The following is a 14,943-nucleotide window of genomic DNA, read 5'->3' on the forward strand; positions in this document are numbered from 1 at the left end:
TCTAATGGATTGTATTATAAATTATAAAATTGAGGAAAATGAAAAAAATCACTTTATTATTATTAGTTATTATGGCAAGTTTGGGAGTAAAAGCACAAACTGCAGATGAAATTTTAGAAAATTATTTTGAAAATATTGGTGGTCTAGAAAACCTTAAAAGTATTCAGGGTATTAAAATGACTGCAAAAGTTAGTCAGCAAGGGATGGAAATTCCATTGGAAATATTTCAATTTTCAGATGGAAAACAAATGACAGTTATTAATTTTCAAGGGAAAGAAATAAAACAAGGAGTTTTTGATGGTGAAACATTATGGGGACATAATTTTATGACCATGAAAGCAGAAAAAAATGATGCTGAGACAACGGCAAATATGAAGTTAAATTCTAATGATTTTCCAGATTCTTTTATTGACTATAAAGATAAAGGATATACTGTTGAATTATTAGGTAATGAAACAATTGATGGGGCAGAGACTTTTAAAATTAAATTAACAAAAGAGCCGGTTACTATAGATGGAAATAAGGAAGATGACGTAAGTTTTTACTTCTTTGATAAAGAAAATTTTGTTCCAATTGCTATTCAAAAAGAGATAAAAGCAGGGCAAGGTAAGGGAATGATTTCTGAAGTGACAATGAGTGATTATCAAGAGGTTGATGGTATTTATTTTCCGTTTTCAATGACTCAAGGTGTAAAAGGTCAGCCAGGAGCTCCTTTAACTATTACAACTATAGAATTAAACCCTGAAGTTGACGCAAGTGTTTTTACATTTCCGGCAGAATAACAATTTTAAACTTTAAAAGTCCTCAAATCTTATTTGAGGATTTTTTTTATTAACTAATTCAATCTATTATGAAAAAAATAATTTTAGTTTGCGGTTTTTTATTTGTCGCTTTTTCATTTCAACTAAGTGCTCAAGAAGAAATTGTTTTAAATGGAAAAGAACTATTTGGAGATATTTCGGCCAGACATATTGGACCTGCTTTAATGAGTGGTCGTATAAATGATTTAGAAAATCACCCAACAAATAATAGAATAATTTACGCAGGTACCGCAGGTGGAGGAGTTTGGAAATCAAATGATGGAGGCACAACGTTTAATCCTATTTTTGATGATTATTGCCAATCAATTGGAGTTGTAACTATTGATCCAAATGATCCGGATAATACCATTTACGTTGGAACGGGAGAAACTTGGACACGAAATAGTGTTTCCATAGGAGATGGAATGTATAAATCTATTGATGGAGGGGCAAATTGGACAAAAATGGGTTTCGAAAAATCGGAGCGTATAACTAGTATTGTTGTTAACCCAAAGAATTCAAAAGAAATTTATGTTGGTGTTTTAGGCGCACTTTGGGGCGATAGTGAAGACCGTGGAGTTTATAAAACTACAGATGGAGGTGTAACTTGGAATAAAATATTGTACACAAATCAAAAAACAGGCTGTTCAGATTTATTAATGGACCCGAATAATAGTAATATTCTTTACGCATCTATGTGGGAATTTCGTAGAACCGGTTGGTCTTTTAAATCGGGAGGAGAAAGCAGTGCTTTATACAAATCAACAGATGGTGGAATAAATTGGAGGAAAATTCAGAAAGGTTTTCCTGAAGGGAAATTAGGGCGATTAGGAATAGCAATTGCAAAATCAAATTCTAATATTTTGTACACAGTTATTGAAGCTGAAAAGGATGAAAAGAAAGGTTTGTATAGAAGTGATGATGCCGGAGAATCTTGGAAGCAATTAAATAACGATTTTGGAATTACAGTACGACCATTTTATTTTTCTAGAATTGTTGTAGATCCAAAAAATCCAGAAGTTGTTGTTAAAGGTGGTTTAAGTGGCTCGATTTCTAGAGATGGAGGAAAGACATTTAAAAATTTAGGTGAAATGCATAGTGATATACACGATGTAACTTTTGATATTAATGACTCCGATAGAATGTATGCTGGTACCGATGGAGGTGTTTATCGATCTTGGAATGGTGGAACAACTATGGAAATTGTTGAAAATTTACCTTTATCACAATTTTATCATGTAAGTGTTGATAATGCTGAACCTTATAATGTTTATGGAGGTTTACAAGATAATGGTAGCTGGTACGGTCCCTCATCATCACCAGGAGGAATACAAGCAAGAGATTGGAATTCTATAGGAAATGGAGATGGGTTTAGAGTATTAAAGCACCCAACAAAAAATATAATTTATTCTGAAATGCAAGGAGCTGAAAATGTTTGGAGATATGATGTTGAGCATAAAAGAGTGAAAACCATTCAGCCATTACCACAAAAGGGGGTCGAAAAATTACGTTTTAACTGGAATGCTCCAATGGCAACAAGTGCTCATCAGCCAGATCGGTTTTATATGGGAAGTCAATTTTTGCATAAATCGGAAGATATGGGTGATACTTGGAAAATTATTTCTCCAGATTTAACAACTAACGATCCTTTAAAACAAGGACAAGAAAATTCGGGAGGGCTTTCAAAAGATAATTCGGGAGCTGAAAATCATACTACTATTTTTACAATAGCTGAATCTCCTTTAGATGCAAACGTTATTTGGGTAGGAACTGACGATGGAAATGTACAAGTTACCGAGGACGGTGGGAAAACTTGGACTAATACAGTTGATAATATTAATGGATTGCCAAAAAATACATGGACATACCATATAGAAGCTAGTAGTTTTGATAAAGGCACCGCTTATGCAGTTTTTGATGGACATACAATGAATGATATGAAACCATATGCTTATAAAACCACCGATTTTGGTAAAACTTGGAAGAATATTATTTCGGATGATGTTGTAGGATTTGTAAGAAATATTCAAGAGGATTACGTGAATCCAGATTTATTGTTTTTAGGAACAGAATTTGGTTTATACATTACAGTTAATGGTGGAAAAAACTGGAATAAATTTACAAATAATATGCCTTCTGTGGCAGTTCATTTTATTGACTTGCAAAAACAAACTAATGACTTGGTAATGGGAACGCATGGTAGAGGTGTTATTATTATTGATGATATTTCTCCTTTGAGAGAAATTAATCAGGATTTATTACATAAGAATTTATATTTCTTTAAAAACGAACCAACTGTAATATTTGAAGAAGGAAGTTTTTCTGGTTCTTTTGGCGCCGAGACACAGTTTGTTGGAGAAAATCCAAGTAGAGCAGTTCAGCTAAAATATTATTTAAAAAAGAGGCACACGTTTGGTAAAATGTCACTTGAGATTCAAGATTTAGAAGGGAATGTTTTAAGTGAATTAGGTCCAGGAAAATCGAAAGGAATAAATATTGTTAATTGGAATTACCGAATGAAACAACCAAAAACAGCAAAAGGAAAAACCTTTAGTTTTGGTGGGTTTACTGCGCCAAAAGTACAAGCAGGAACTTATAAGGCAGTACTTAAAAAAGGAAAAGAAACCTTCGAACATACATTTGATGTTATCTACGATCCTAAATCTACTTTATCAGAAAAAGACAGAGAGGTAAAACACAATACAATTATGAAAATGTATGATATGACCCAAGAGCTTGCTTATATGGTTTATGAAATGGATGAAATTATAGCAAAAGCTAAAGAATTAAAATTGAAAAAGGTATTGACTAAATTAAATGAGTTAAAAGAAACTTTAGTTATTACAACTGGCGATAACTACGTTGGAAGCGCTGAACCTCAATTACGAGAAAAAATGGCTGATTTGTATAGTAAGCTAGCAACCAATTATGATAAGCCTTCGAATTCAGAATTAGAAAGTTTAAGTATTATAGTTGAGCGATTTGAGACAGCAAAAACTGAATATTCAAAAATAAAAAAGAAAGTAAAATTTCTTAATAATCTTCAACTCAAACCGTTTGATGAGTTTGTAAAGTAAAAAAAAAAGAGCCTTAAGGGCTCTTTTTTTATGATTAATTTATAATCATTCTAAATTTTCTAGTTAATTAAAATATTTTCGTATAACTAACATTATAAGCTGGTTAACCAATTTGGTGATTTACAGCGAATTATAACTGTAACAAATATTACAAAAAATTTAATTTTTAAAAAACCCTAACAAACGTCATATTTTATACTCAAAAGTTAATTTAATTTTACGTCTTTAAGATAATGTAGAAGATTGATTATGACTCAACTGGATTTAGACAGTTATAAAACCAAAGCAACTAATTTAGTTAAGCACGAAGGAATAGTTTCAAAAATTTCTAAAAATGCTATAACGATTTCGTTAAAAGGTAATGTAAATTGTGAAGGCTGTAAAGCACAATCTGCTTGTGGAGTTTCTGATTCTAACGATAAAGAAATAGAGGTCTTTAATTCAACGCAATCATTTAAAATAAATGAACCTGTAGATGTACTTCTAAAAAGAGAATTAGGATTAAAAGCTGTATTTTGGGCTTATGTTTTTCCTTTTATTTTAATGTTTCTTGTACTTATTATTACTTCTTTATTTCTTAAAGAATGGATTGCCGGATTAATTTCGTTAGCAATTTTAGTTCCATATTATTTTATGCTTTTTGTATTGAAAGAAAAATTTCAAAAGGCATTTCAAATTTCAATATTAAAATTTAATTAGAATGACAGATTCAGTTTTATATAGTGTGTTGTTATTAGCTTCTTTGGGAGTTGTTGCAGCGTTGGTGTTGTATATAGTGTCAAAAAAGTTTTATGTATACGAAAACCCATTAATTGGTGAAGTTGATGAAATATTACCGGGTGCAAATTGTGCGGGTTGTGGTTCTCCAGGGTGTAAATCTTTTGCAGAGAAATTAGTGAATACAGAAGATATTTCAGAATTGTTTTGTCCAGTAGGAGGAAATGATGTAATGAAGCAAGTTGCAGCATTATTAGGAAAAGAAGTTGCAGAAAAAGATCCAACAGTAGCAGTTTTGCGTTGCCAAGGTGGTTGTGATGTTCGTCCAAAAACAACAGAATATCAAGGCCCAAGAACTTGTGCTATTTCGGCAATGGTTTATAGTGGTGAAACCGATTGTCAATATGGTTGTTTAGGCGATGGTGATTGTGTAGCAGTTTGTGATTTTGATGCTATGTACATGGATGAAGCTACAGGTTTACCAGTAATTGATACAGATAAATGTACTTCTTGTGGTGCTTGTGTAAAAGCTTGCCCTCGTGATATTATAGAAATGCGACCACGTAATAAGCGCGATTTAAAAATATTTGTAGGTTGTTTAAATGAAGATAAAGGTGGAATTGCAAAAAAATCTTGTGCGGTAGCTTGTATTGGCTGTTCGAAATGTGAAGATATTTGTCCAAAAGACGCCGTTACAATGGAAAATAACTTAGCCTATATAGATGCAGCTTTATGTACTCTATGTAGAAAATGTGTAGAGGTTTGTCCAACACACTCAATAATAGAAACTAATTTTCCTCCAAAAAAACCCAAAAAGGTGGTGGAGAAAAAACCAGTTGTAAAGAAGGTTGTTGAAAAAACAGAAGTAGAAAAAGTAGCTGTAGTAAAAGAACAAGTTGTAGCTAAAGTTGAATCAGAAAACCCAAAAACGGATGCTTAAAACATTCCCAAAAGGAGGAATTCATCCTCCCGAAAATAAATTAACAGCCGAGAAAGGAATTAAAAGAATGGCAGTACCCAAGGTAGTTACTGTACCAATTGCTCAGCATATTGGAATTCCCGCTGAAATAGTTGTAGATAAAAAAGACAAAGTTGAAATTGGTCAAGTAATAGCAAAATCAGGAGGTTTTGTTTCTTCAAATATTCATTCTCCTGTTGCTGGAACGGTAACAAAAATTGATCAAATAATTGATACAAGTGGCTATAAAAAACAATGTATTGTTATTAGAACCGATGCTAAAAATGAAGCCAATTTTGTTGAAACAGAATACCCTCTTTTAACCGAAATTAAATTAGAGTCAAAGGAAATAGTTAAAAAAATAGCTGATTTTGGTGTAGTTGGTTTGGGAGGAGCAACATTCCCTTCACATGTTAAATTAAATGTAAAAGAAGGTGTAAAATTAGATTATCTAATTATTAATGGTGTTGAGTGTGAACCGTATTTAACTGCGGATCACCGATTGATGTTAGAGAAAACTGCAGAAATTATAGTTGGAATAAAAATTTTAATGAAAGCTTTAAACATTGATAAGGCAATAATTGGAATTGAGAACAATAAGAAAAATGCAATTAATCAGTTTAAAGAATTAACAAAAAACGAACCTGGAATACAGGTTGCAGCCTTACAAGTTAAATACCCTCAAGGTGGTGAAAAACAACTAGTACGAGCTATTTTGGGTCGTGAAGTTCCCAAAAATGGATTGCCAATGGATGTTGGAGTTGTTGTAAATAATGTAGGTACTGTTTTCGCGGTATATGAAGCAATTCAACATAATAAACCATTGATGGAGCGAGTTGTTACCGTAACAGGAAAGAAAATGGAAAATCCTTCAAACTTTTGGGTTAAAATAGGAACTCCAATAAAAGATTTGATAGCCGAAGTTGGAGGAATACCTGAAGGAACCAGGAAACTTGTTAATGGTGGCCCAATGATGGGAAAAGCTATTAAAAATACAGATGTACCGGTTACCAAGGGAACCTCGGGAATTTTGCTAATAGATGAAAATGAAGCGAGTAGAGGAGAGGCAAAAAATTGTATCCGTTGTGGTGAATGTGTTTTTGTTTGTCCTATGGGACTTGAGCCTCATTTGTTAATGAATCTTTCGGAAAAAGGATTATACGAAAAAGCTTCAAATGAAGATATTATGACATGTATCGAATGTGGATCGTGTAGTTATGTATGTCCTTCTCATCGTCCGTTATTAGATTATATCCGCTTTGGAAAAAGTATTGTAAAAAAATTAGAAACCTCTAAAAATTAAAATGAGTCAACCTATTATAGTATCGGCCTCACCGCATGTGCATTCAGACAGAACATCAAAAAAGTTGATGTACGATGTGGTGATAGCATTAATTCCTGCTTTTTTAGTTTCACTTTATGTGTTTGGAATTGGAGCTTTTATAGTTACTGCTGCTGCAGTAATTTCATGTATAGTTTTTGAATATTTAATTCAGAAATTTTTGTTAAAATCTGAAGTTACCATTGGAGATGGCTCTGCATTAATAACAGGTATGTTATTGGCATTTAACTTACCCTCAGGTATTCCTATTTGGATGATTATTGTAGGTAGTTTATTTGCCATTGGAGTAGGGAAATTATCATTTGGAGGATTGGGATTCAATATATTTAATCCTGCTTTGGTTGGACGTGTGTTTTTATTAATTTCATTTCCAGTACAAATGACAACTTGGCCAACTGCTATAGAAAATCAAACTGTATTGGCAGACGCCGTTACAGGGGCAACTCCATTAGGTTTAATAAAAGAGGGTTTAATGTTTGGTGAAACAATGACAAATATTAGTGCAAATTTACCTTCTAATCTTGAAATGTTTTTAGGGTTATCTGGAGGGTCAATTGGAGAAATGTCTGCATTAGCTTTATTAATTGGCGGTATTTATCTTTTGGCTAGAAAAGTAATTACCTGGCATATTCCAATAACAATGTTGGTTACAATGGCGGTTATGACTGGAATATTTTGGTTAATAAACCCAGAGAGTTATGCAAGTCCTTTAATTCATATATTATCTGGAGGTGCTTTGTTGGGAGCTTTTTATATGGCAACAGATTTAGTTACAAGCCCAATGACAAAGAAGGGAATGGTGATTTTTGCAATTGGTATTGCAGTAATTACAGTGGTAATTAGATTATTTGGAGCATATCCAGAAGGAGTTTCATTTGCTATTTTAATAATGAATGCATTTGTGCCTCTAATTAATACCTACTTTAAACCAAGAAGATTTGGTTCAAAAATCAAAGCTAAAATTGTGTAATTATGAGTAAGAAGAAAGATACATTTATAAATATGGTGGTTTCCTTATTGGCAATTACTATAGTTGCAGGTTTTTCATTAGGCTTTGTTAACGAATTAACCGTTGGGCCAATTCAAAAAGGGAAAATAGAACGAAAGATTAATGCATTAAAATTAGTTTTACCTGAATTTGATAATAATCCAGTTGAAAATGTAAAACTTATAAAATCGGATTTAGCCAAAGATAGTGTTGAAATTTATTCAGCGGAAATGGGTTCAACTAATGTTGGGACAGCTGTTATTGGGTCTTCAGAAAAAGGATTTAGTGGGTTAATTAAAATTATGGTTGGTTTTAAACCTGATGGAAGTATTCAAAATATAGAAGTTTTAGATCAAAAAGAAACTCCAGGTCTAGGAACAAAAATGAAAGATGATAAGTTTATTGAACAATTTAGAGGTAAAAACCCTTCAACATTTAATTTAAAACCAAAAAAAGATCAGGGAGAAGTTGATGCATTAACAGGAGCAACAATTACAACTAGGGCTTTTGGTGAAGCTGCTCAAATGGCTTACGATATTTATATGAAAGAAAGTTCAACCACTCAATCTAAAAACGAATAGTGATGGCAGAAACTATAAATCAAAAACAAAATTTCTTAAAAGGAATTGTAAAAGAAAATCCGGTGTTTGTTATGCTGTTAGGTATGTGTCCTACGTTAGGTGTAACATCTTCGGCATTTAACGGATTGGGCATGGGAGTTGCAACATTATTTGTATTGTTAATGTCTAATATAGTAGTTTCATTGGTAAAATCGCAAATACCAAGCAAAGTTCGTATTCCTGCATTTATTATAATTATAGCATCATTTGTAACTATAGTAGAAATGGTTTTAGAAGCATTTATTCCTTTTTTATATGAACAATTAGGAATCTTTATTCCGTTAATTGTAGTAAACTGCTTAATATTAGGTAGAGCAGAAGCTTTTGCTTCAAAAAACAATATTTTGGCATCAATTATTGATGCATTAGGAATGGGGTTAGGTTTTGTAATTGCCTTAACTGTGTTAGGTGCAGCCAGAGAGATTTTAGGAAGTGGAAGTATTTTCGAATTGAAATTTGTAGCTGAAGATGCCAACACGTTTATTTTATTTATTTTACCTCCAGGAGCATTTATAGCTTTGGCCTATTTAACCGTTTTATTCAATAAAATTTCAACTAAAACAACTTAAAAATGGATTATATAATTATACTTATTGCTGCTGTTTTTGTAAACAACATTGTACTATCTCAGTTTTTAGGAATTTGCCCGTTTTTAGGTGTTTCAAGTAAGGTATCTACTTCGGTTGGAATGTCTGGTGCTGTGTTATTTGTAATGACATTGGCTACAATGGTAACTTATTTATTACACGAATTTGTATTAGTGCCGGCTGGTTTAGACTATCTAAGAACAATAACATTTATTTTGGTAATTGCAGCATTGGTGCAAATGGTAGAGATAATTCTAAAAAAAGTTAGTCCTCCATTATATCAGGCATTAGGAGTTTTCTTGCCGTTAATAACAACAAATTGTGCTGTTTTAGGTGTAGCGATTTTAGCGTTAGGATTAGATGGTGGAAGTTTATTAAAAGCCGTATTTTTTGCAGTGTCTAACTCAATTGGTTTTGCGCTGGCCTTAATTGTTTTTGCAAGTATTAGAGAGCATTTAGAACTTGCAAATATTCCAAAAGGAATGAAGGGAGTGCCAATTAATTTATTGGTTGCAGGACTTTTATCTTTAGCATTTTTAGGCTTTACAGGTTTAGTTTAGATGTTAGTTTATTATGTGCGATTGTTAATGCGAATTTAATCTAGGTTAAATCTTTTGACTTTCAAATAGTTATAAATTTATCTTTAAAATTAAAATATCATAAAATAGCATACGTTATTTAAAAATAACTAAGTATATTTGCAGACTTAAAATTTATAACCAAGGTCGAGTACCTTAAAAATTAAAAAAGAATGCCAGTAAAAATTAGATTACAAAGACACGGTAAAAAAGGAAAACCATTTTATTGGATCGTAGCAGCAGATGTACGTTCAAAAAGAGATGGTAAATACTTAGAGAAATTGGGAACTTATAACCCAAATTCTAATCCAGCACAAATTGATTTAAATATTGATGGAACTGTAACATGGTTACAAAATGGTGCTGTGCCAACTGATACTGCAAAAGCAATTTTATCTTATAAAGGTGCTATGCTAAAAAATCACTTAGTTGGTGGTGTAAGAAAAGGCGCTTTAACTGAAGAGCAAGCTGAAGAAAAATTTCAAGCTTGGGTAGAAGAAAAGGCAGGAAAAGTAAATGCGAAGGTTGATGGTTTAGCTAAAGCTCAGGCTGATGCAAAAGCTGCAATTTTGGCTAATGAAGTAAAAATAAACGAAGAGCGTGCTGCTGCTGCAAAAGAAGTAGAAGAAGCTGCAATTAAAGCTGAAGCTGATGCAAAAGCTGCTGAAGCTGCTGCAAAAGCAGAGCCTGTAGAAGAAAAAGGTCCAGAATCTATTGATGATGCACAAAACGCTGCAAGCGAAGAAGCTTAATTTTTTGCGATAATGCGTAAAGAAGATTGTTTTTATTTAGGCAAAATCGTAAGAAAACACAGTTTTAGAGGTGAAATTGTAGCCAAATTGGATACAGATGAACCCGAACTTTATAAAAATTTGGAATCAGTATTTGTTGCTTTAGGCAATGATCTGGTTCCATTTTTTATTGATGAAAGCTTACTTCAAAAAGGAAATCAATTAAGAATAAGGTTTGAAGATGTAGATAGCGAAGAAGATGCTGACGCTATTTTAGGTTCCGAATTGTATTTACCTTTAGAATTTCTACCGAAATTAACAGGAAATAAATTTTATTTTCACGAGATAATTGGTTTTGATATAGAGGATATTAATCACGGTTATGTTGGAGTTGTAACAGGAGTAAACGATTCTTCTGCACAACCCTTATTTGAAATAAATGCTAACGGAACAGAAATTTTTATTCCAATGATTGATGATTTTATTAAAAAAGTTGATCGAGATAATAAAAAAATTGTTGTTGAAACTCCTGAAGGTTTAATAGACTTATATTTAAACAACTAAAATTAGAGAGGTGGCCGAGTGGTCGAAGGCGCACGCCTGGAAAGTGTGTATACGGCAACGTATCGAGGGTTCGAATCCCTTCCTCTCTGCGAAAATGAACACAAATTGAATCAAAACACAGCAAACCATAGGTTTTACGGGGTTTTGAATTTTAGGAGTTAACAGATATATTGATTTAAATTCATTAAATAAGTCAACAAATCGGTCAACAAATAAAAAAAGTAAATTTGTTGACCGAATTATTGCTGTAGATACTGTAAATACTGATAAAATGTATTTTTAAAAACGGTGAAACAGTACATAATTTAATGAGAATAAGGTAGGATTTGGTCAACAAATCTTATACATTTGTTACTAGGGCCAATATCCATAGTTGATTTGACTTTCGTCTTTAAAAAAAGTTAAACTTAAAAAGACGACAACTATGAAAACCCAAAACACTTTTTCAATCCTAATTTGGATTAATGCTTCACGTGCCAAAAATAACGAAGCGGATTTATTCGCAAGAATTACGGTTAATCAGAAACGAGTTAATATTAGCCTAAAAAGAAAAGTTCTTTTAGAATCTTGGGATAAATCTAAATCCAAAATTAAAGGAAACAGTCAAGAGGCTAGAGTTATCAATAATTATATTGACCAAACACAAGCTTCAATTTTCAAAGCATACCAGGAATTAGTTAATGAAAGAAAATTAATAACAGCTGAAGCTATTAAAGCTCGATTTTTAGGAACCGACCAACAATATTATTCGCTTCAAAATATTATTGATTATCATAATACTAATTTTGCTCACAAGTTAAATAAAGCCACACTTGGCCTTTATAAAACTACCCAGAGTTATTTAATGGAGTTCGTACTGAAAGAATACAAAACTTCAGATATTTACTTGAGAGACCTAAATTATTCATTTGTTGTGCAATTTGACAATTTCTTAAGAGGCTATAAACTTTCAAGAAATAAGAAAAGAATAGGTAATAATACCATCATAAAACACATTCAACGCTTAAGAAAAATGGTAACTATGGCCTTTCATATGGAATGGATAGAAAGAGACCCATTTGTTAAATATAAACCTTCATTTATTAAAAAGGAACGTGAGTTTTTATCAAAAAAAGAACTTGAAAGTATTGAAAACTATAGCACAGATATTGAACGTTTAGATTTAGTAAAGGATCTTTTTATTTTTAGCAGCTACACAGGTATTGCATATGTTGATATTATGAAGCTTAAAAAAGACAATGTGGTTTTTGGGATTGATGGTAATAAATGGATAATTACCAAAAGACAAAAAACAAATACACCAGTGAAAATACCAATACTAGACCAAGCTCAATACTTAATTGATAAATACAGAAATAATGAAAGAGCAGCTCTAAATGGTACCGTTTTTCCTGCGTTATCAAATCAAAAATTAAATAGTTATTTAAAAGAAATAGCAGATGCTTGTAAGATTAAAAAGAACCTAACATTTCATATGGCGCGCCATACATTTGCAACTACAGTAACGCTAACAAATGGCGTTCCAATTGAAACCGTTTCTAAAATTTTAGGACACACAAAAATTGCTACAACTCAAATTTATGCTAGAGTAATTGAAAGAAAAGTAAGTGATGATATGAATGCTTTAAAAGTGTTATTAAATACCAAATCAGAGCAAGGTTCAGAAGTAGTTCAGAAGAAATCTAACAGCTAACTAATTTATAGGTTTTTTTTTTATTTTTAAATGCTTAAAAAAATTGAAAAACCTATATGAAAAAAACTACTATTGCCTTTAATCGGTATAAAAAATCTATTGTATTAATTGAAAAATCTAATTTAAAAGATCTAACAATTTTAAAACAAGGTATTGTACTTTCAAGAACGTGTCTAAATGAATTTAGCACACTTGTAAGGACTAAAAAATTCCCTTCAAAAAAAGAAGAAATAACATTTTTTAAATATCAAAAACCGTATGTAGAAGGGAGACTCCAGTACTTTAAATGGTTACATAATTATTTACTTGAAAAACCAATTTCTGGTAACTCAAAACAACAGAAGTACATTAGCAATGAACTTGATAGGTTAGATAGGAGAAAATGGAAACAGTTGGAATTTGTAAAGTATTATAGGTTAAAAGAAGATAAACTAGACCACCTTTATTTTTTAAGAGATATCGAACAATTAGATTTATTTATCGATAGCTCGCATCACTTTAAAGATCCGGAATTTACAACCAGTCACGATTACCTTGTATCAAAAATTATTGCACACGATTTATTAATTGCATTTTTTTCTAACGAGTTGAAAATACTTAAAAACAAGAAATCAAATGATGTAGTTATCGAAGAGGTTAAACCAGCCATTTTAAGAGATCTAAATTGGACAGGAACTAAAACGGATTTAGTTGAATTAATTTTCGCTTTAAAAGAGTCAGGTGTTTTAAGAAATGGAAGAGCAGAACTAAAAAAAATTAAAAATGTAATTGAACTACTTTTTGAAATTGAATTAGGTAATATTTATAAAGTTTTTGAGCAAATTAAAGCTAGAGAGAAAGATCAAACAAAATTTATAGATTCTTTAAAAATTGGACTCATTAATAGAATTGAATCTAATTAAAGTATTGTTGTTAAATTACTGTTTTAGTGTTGGTTATGGTTTTTATATGTTCTATAATAAATAGGACTACCTAACGACTACCTAAAATTGAAAAAAAGAGATGATTTTTTATTAAAAAATCATCTCTTTTTATTTATAAACATACCTTTTTATTGAAATTGAATCCAGTGTGATTATAAATTCTAACTTTTTTTAAAATGCAAAGTTTTTAAACTCTTGTCATTCAGTAAGTTAAAATTTTTAAAATGTTAAATTTTTTAGGTACTACCTAATGACTACCTAAAGATTCTCAATAAAACTTTTAAGCTTTGTAGCACGAAAGTCAAATCGCTATAAACAATTATTAATTTAAAAAATACTTAATCAATGCCAACACAAATTATAACAACTGATGATTTAAGAGAGTTTAAAATTGAACTATTAGATGACATTAAAAGTTTACTTCAAAAAACAACTGCTGCACCTCAAAAAAAATATTTAAAATCAGCAGAATTAATGAAAATATTGAAAGTAAGTCCGGGAACACTTCAAACTTTAAGAATTAACGGAACACTACCGTACACAAAAATTGGAGGGATCATTTTCTACGATGCAGAAGAAATTGAAAACGTAATGAAAGAAAACAGTATTCATAACAAATTTTAAGAATAACGTCATTCTGAACCTGTTCAGAATCTTACTATTTAGAGCCTATGAATTACATAAAACATCTCAACGGTATCTTTCATCAATTTTCAAAAGATACTCGTTTAAATCCAACACATATTAGCCTATATATTGCTTTATTTCAGATTTGGAATTACAATCGATTTCCAGATGAATTTTATATAAATCGAGAAGAAGTTATGAAGTTTTCTAAAATCGGTTCTAACACAACATATCATCGTTGTATTAAAGAGTTAAGTCATTGGAAATACATTATTTATAGTCCTTCTCACAATCCGTTTAAAGGCAGTAAAGTGAAGTTGTTTAATTTCAGTACAAGTGATAAGCAAGATTTGTATTTAGACTCTACCATAAATGAACAAGCGCTGGTATCTAATATAAACATTAATAAACATACTATAAACATAAATAAACCTCTCTCTCTAAAAAAGGTTTTCAATTTTTTTAAAAAAAAGGATTGGTCAGAAAAAGAAGCAGAAAAATTTTTCAATTACTACGAATCTGTAGGATGGAAAAAAGGAAACAATCCAATTGAAAATTGGCAAGCTGCAGCAGAGAGTTGGATGTTAAAAATAGACGAATTTACTATTTCAAAACGAAAAGAATCAAAAACAAATCAAAACACAGATTTACCACTTGACCATTTTCAAGACAACCTCCACACCAACCAAAACAAAAACTATAACGAACCTTTATAAGATTCTGTCATTTCTGCGTAGG

15 protein-coding genes and 1 tRNA gene are annotated in these 14,943 nt (G+C 31.3%); all 16 read left to right on the forward strand.

Going from position 1 to position 14,943, the window contains the following annotated elements:
- The first annotated feature begins 38 nt into the window (after positions 1 to 38).
- A complete protein-coding gene (locus Q0776_RS05645; protein ID WP_298365887.1) occupies positions 39 to 782 on the forward strand; it encodes an outer membrane lipoprotein-sorting protein in 744 nt (247 codons plus the stop codon).
- 68 nt (positions 783 to 850) lie between these two features.
- Positions 851 to 3,877 carry a hypothetical protein gene (locus Q0776_RS05650; RefSeq protein ID WP_298365888.1) on the forward strand — a complete coding sequence of 1,009 codons (3,027 nt, stop codon included), beginning with the start codon at positions 851 to 853 and terminating at the stop codon, positions 3,875 to 3,877.
- Positions 3,878 to 4,126: 249 nt separating this feature from the next.
- Positions 4,127 to 4,576 (forward strand): SoxR reducing system RseC family protein, encoded by a 450-nt coding sequence (locus Q0776_RS05655; protein ID WP_298365890.1) that lies wholly within the window; start codon positions 4,127 to 4,129, stop codon positions 4,574 to 4,576.
- Between the two features lies 1 nt (position 4,577).
- Positions 4,578 to 5,534, forward strand: coding sequence for a Fe-S cluster domain-containing protein (locus Q0776_RS05660; RefSeq protein WP_298365892.1), 957 nt, complete (start codon positions 4,578 to 4,580; stop codon positions 5,532 to 5,534).
- Entirely contained in the window at positions 5,527 to 6,855 is a 1,329-nt protein-coding gene (gene rsxC / locus Q0776_RS05665; RefSeq protein WP_298365895.1) for an electron transport complex subunit RsxC, read from the forward strand. Before Q0776_RS05660 ends, rsxC begins: the two co-directional genes overlap by 8 nt.
- Before the next feature lies 1 nt (position 6,856).
- Positions 6,857 to 7,864 carry an RnfABCDGE type electron transport complex subunit D gene (locus Q0776_RS05670; RefSeq protein WP_298365898.1) on the forward strand — a complete coding sequence of 336 codons (1,008 nt, stop codon included), beginning with the start codon at positions 6,857 to 6,859 and terminating at the stop codon, positions 7,862 to 7,864.
- Positions 7,865 to 7,866: 2 nt separating this feature from the next.
- Positions 7,867 to 8,463 (forward strand): RnfABCDGE type electron transport complex subunit G, encoded by a 597-nt coding sequence (locus Q0776_RS05675; protein WP_298365901.1) that lies wholly within the window; start codon positions 7,867 to 7,869, stop codon positions 8,461 to 8,463.
- A 2-nt stretch (positions 8,464 to 8,465) separates the two neighbouring features.
- Positions 8,466 to 9,071, forward strand: a complete 606-nt coding sequence (locus Q0776_RS05680; RefSeq protein WP_298365903.1) for an electron transport complex subunit E — start codon at positions 8,466 to 8,468, stop codon at positions 9,069 to 9,071.
- 2 nt (positions 9,072 to 9,073) lie between these two features.
- Positions 9,074 to 9,649, forward strand: coding sequence for an RnfABCDGE type electron transport complex subunit A (locus Q0776_RS05685; protein WP_298365905.1), 576 nt, complete (start codon positions 9,074 to 9,076; stop codon positions 9,647 to 9,649).
- A 191-nt stretch (positions 9,650 to 9,840) separates the two neighbouring features.
- Positions 9,841 to 10,419: a 30S ribosomal protein S16 gene (locus Q0776_RS05690; RefSeq protein WP_298365907.1), complete on the forward strand. Its 579-nt coding sequence runs from the start codon at positions 9,841 to 9,843 to the stop codon at positions 10,417 to 10,419.
- 12 nt (positions 10,420 to 10,431) lie between these two features.
- The gene (gene rimM, locus Q0776_RS05695; RefSeq protein ID WP_298365909.1) at positions 10,432 to 10,962 is read left to right on the forward strand and encodes a ribosome maturation factor RimM; all 531 of its coding nucleotides are present in this window, start codon (positions 10,432 to 10,434) and stop codon (positions 10,960 to 10,962) included.
- A 4-nt stretch (positions 10,963 to 10,966) separates the two neighbouring features.
- Positions 10,967 to 11,051 (forward strand) — tRNA-Ser (locus Q0776_RS05700).
- Positions 11,052 to 11,386: 335 nt separating this feature from the next.
- Complete coding sequence (locus Q0776_RS05705; RefSeq protein ID WP_240241941.1) at positions 11,387 to 12,655, forward strand: site-specific integrase; 1,269 nt, start codon at positions 11,387 to 11,389, stop codon at positions 12,653 to 12,655.
- Positions 12,656 to 12,711: 56 nt separating this feature from the next.
- A complete protein-coding gene (locus Q0776_RS05710; protein WP_240241940.1) occupies positions 12,712 to 13,557 on the forward strand; it encodes an RteC domain-containing protein in 846 nt (281 codons plus the stop codon).
- Positions 13,558 to 13,923: 366 nt separating this feature from the next.
- Positions 13,924 to 14,202, forward strand: coding sequence for a helix-turn-helix domain-containing protein (locus Q0776_RS05715; protein ID WP_090119995.1), 279 nt, complete (start codon positions 13,924 to 13,926; stop codon positions 14,200 to 14,202).
- A 47-nt stretch (positions 14,203 to 14,249) separates the two neighbouring features.
- The gene (locus tag Q0776_RS05720) at positions 14,250 to 14,921 is read left to right on the forward strand and encodes a hypothetical protein (protein ID WP_240241939.1); all 672 of its coding nucleotides are present in this window, start codon (positions 14,250 to 14,252) and stop codon (positions 14,919 to 14,921) included.
- The last annotated feature ends 22 nt before the right edge of the window (positions 14,922 to 14,943 follow it).

The sequence above is a fragment of the uncultured Lutibacter sp. genome (assembly GCF_947495725.1).
Lineage (GTDB): Bacteria > Bacteroidota > Bacteroidia > Flavobacteriales > Flavobacteriaceae > Lutibacter.